The sequence below is a fragment of the Paenibacillus sp. TAF43_2 genome, assembly GCF_052113545.1.
In the GTDB taxonomy this organism is placed as follows: Bacteria; Bacillota; Bacilli; order Paenibacillales; family Paenibacillaceae; genus Pristimantibacillus.
Genome location: NZ_JBFRDK010000332.1, coordinates 1 through 2,769, shown reverse-complemented (window position 1 = coordinate 2,769; position 2,769 = coordinate 1). Strand labels below are relative to the sequence as shown.

At 44.2% G+C, this 2,769-nt stretch carries 2 protein-coding genes; one reads left to right on the top strand and one right to left on the bottom strand.

Annotated features, from left to right (window positions below):
- The first annotated feature begins 757 nt into the window (after positions 1-757).
- Positions 758-1,177: a GreA/GreB family elongation factor gene (locus AB4Z17_RS33020; protein ID WP_441964636.1), complete on the top strand. Its 420-nt coding sequence runs from the start codon at positions 758-760 to the stop codon at positions 1,175-1,177.
- Between the two features lie 71 nt (positions 1,178-1,248).
- Here AB4Z17_RS33020 and arfA read toward each other — a convergent pair whose 3' ends face one another.
- Complete coding sequence (gene arfA / locus AB4Z17_RS33015; protein ID WP_441964638.1) at positions 1,249-2,760, bottom strand: arabinosylfuranosidase ArfA; 1,512 nt, start codon at positions 2,758-2,760, stop codon at positions 1,249-1,251.
- Between the last annotated feature and the right edge of the window lie 9 nt (positions 2,761-2,769).

Below are 2,769 nucleotides of genomic sequence, written 5' to 3'. Positions count from 1 at the left end.
GCTTACCGAAGGTAAGTCTGGAGGTCGGGTGGCTTTCGCTTGCCCATAATCCTATGAAGCAAGCATAGACAAGAATAGAAAAAAGCAGTACAGGAATAGCTCTCCTGTACTGCTACCAATACTCCCGTTCAAAGCGAGCTATTCCTCAGCGAGCTTGATGCTTATGGGACAGCCCCTTTGCTTTTTAACTATTTTTTTGATTGTTTCTTTTTTGCTCTCGAAATATAGGATCTCTCGCTTTTATTGCGTTTATGCGAACGGTTTGATCTGTTTTCTTGTTCGCCACCTACTTGATTTTCATCAACATAGCAATATTCATAAAGGTGTTTTTCACAAGGAACACAGTGATGACGTGTAACAACGTTTACTTGGTGAACTACCTCTACGATTTGTGGATGGAAAACATCTCTGGTAACCGTTACTGGAGGATCATATACCCGGACTGTCGGACAAAATGGTCTGCAAGACAATATTGTCAGCTCCTTTCCTAGTAGTCTTCTATACAATATGAAACTCCCTTATACAATGCTTGTGCTACTGCCTTGCGAGACAAATGAGGATAGAGAAGCGCTAGGTTAATGCAATGGTTCGATCAAAAAAAACTAGAGATTGGACTTCTGATTGAAGTCTGATAATATGGGAGCAAGGCCTCTACTCTTAGAGGCCTATATTTTTATAAGGAGGAAGCAGCAAATGATGCGAACCATCGTCCAAACCTTGCCGCTGCGCAATACGTCTTTAGGGGGTGAAGTATACTATGAACCATAGTCTGCCCTTAGATACCCTTAGAGATCAACTAAGGCATCAGCTCGTAGTTTTGGGCGAAGAGAAGCAAGCTTTTCTTGATGCACATGCGCCCAAACAGGAGTCAGAGCGTAAGCAAATCTATCAATTTATTACCGAATATGTACAGTTTGTCGAGAAAGAGCTGAAATCATCGGATGAGCGATTGCCATCAACCGTATTTATAGGCTGCGAGGTTACCATTTCTTATTTGGATGACGCTACCTCAGATACGTTCAAAATTGTTTATCCCCATGACGCAGATCCGGAGCAGAATAACATTTCGTTCCTCTCTCCTGTCGGAAGACAGCTGCTGATGAGCCGTATAGAAGATATTATATCGGTTGAGACGCCAGCTGGAGCTATGCGCATGCGAATGCTTCATATTCAATAGAACTAGAAAAAAACCGCTGAAGCTATAGCTTCAGCGGTTTTTTAGTATACTTTCTATTCTGAGAGGCTTAATTAACCTCTGTTAGTTTGAAGTCTGATCACGTTCCAAGATGCTTTGCCGAGCAACGCTTTAACGTTTCCATTATCAGCTTTGGCAGTCCCGCGGTTATGAGGAACAACGTTGCTTGGGTTCGTTTTCGTATTATTGGCTTTCAAATCATCATGCTCCAAAACGATATGCTCGATAATGCTTACATTGCCGAAGCTGCGAACATCTACATCTAGCTCAAGTCCTTCGGATAAATGACGATTGACGGCGAAAATAGTAATTTCGCCTAGCTCCTCATTGAATACGCTGATTGCTTCTAAATAAGGCACGTCAGTGAAATCCTTGGAATCGTATTTCGGTGATGAAATTATCGGATGAAGCACGGTTCCTCTTCCATAAACGGAAGCGTGAAGATAAGGATAATAGGTCGTTTGCAGCCATAATGGCCCGCCGGTCTCTGTCATTATTGGCGCGATGACATTAATCAGTTGAGCGATACATGCCATTTTTACGCGGTCCGCGTGTTTGAGCAGCGTAATTAGGAAACAGCCTACAGCCAGTGCATCCTCAAGTGTATACACATCCTCGAATTCAGGTGGAGCTACTTGCCAAAGCTCTTCTGCTCGGCTTGAGCCGATCGAGTTCCATACATTCCACTCATCAAGCGAGAGCATTAGCTTTTTCTTGCTCCGTTTCTTTGCCTTCATATAATCGCAAATGGCTGTTACGCTGTAAATGAACTGATCCATATCAAGCGATTTTGCCAAGAAGTTGGAGGAATCGTTTTCGTTATTGTTGTAATACGTATGAAGCGATAGGAAGTCCACTTGATCATAGGTAAGGTCAAGCACGGTTGCTTCCCACTCCGCGAAAGTGCTCATGCCGCTGGATGAGCTGCCACAAGCAACAAGCTCGATGGATGGATCGACCCAGCGCATTGCTTTGGCCGTTTCATTCGCGAGTCTTCCATATTCCACAGCAGTTTTTGCCCCGATTTGCCAAGGTCCGTCCATCTCATTCCCTAAGCACCAGGTTTTAAATTTATGAGGCTCTTTATAGCCATGTGAAATGCGAAGATCGCTGTAGTAAGACCCTGATGGATGGTTGCAATATTCAACAAGGTTTCTAGCCGCATCAATGCCGCGTGTTCCAAGATTTACAGCCATCATCACTTCTGAGCCGACAAGCTTCGCCCAATCTGCAAATTCGTTTGTTCCTACTTCATTCGTTTCTGTTGTCCACCATGCAAGATCAAGAAGACGTTTGCGCTCGGATTTAGGCCCGACGCCATCCTCCCAATTATAGCCGGATACAAAATTTCCTCCTGGATAACGTATAATTGGCACATTCAAAGAGCGAATGGCCTCCAACGCATCGCCGCGGAAGCCGTTTTCATCTGCGGTAGGGTGGCCGGGCTCGTAAATTCCGCCATATACTGCTCTGCCTAAGTGTTCAATGAATGATCCATAGAGCCGTGGGTCGACTGCGGAAAGTGTGAAATTTTTATCAATATGCATCGTAGATTTCATAGACATAAATAATTC

Excerpts from the sequence above, each read along its gene's own strand:
- AB4Z17_RS33020 (WP_441964636.1), top strand. The coding sequence starts at position 758 with ATGAACCATAGTCTGCCCTTAGATACCCTTAGAGATCAACTAAGGCAT.
- arfA (WP_441964638.1), bottom strand. The coding sequence starts at position 2,760 with ATGTCTATGAAATCTACGATGCATATTGATAAAAATTTCACACTTTCC.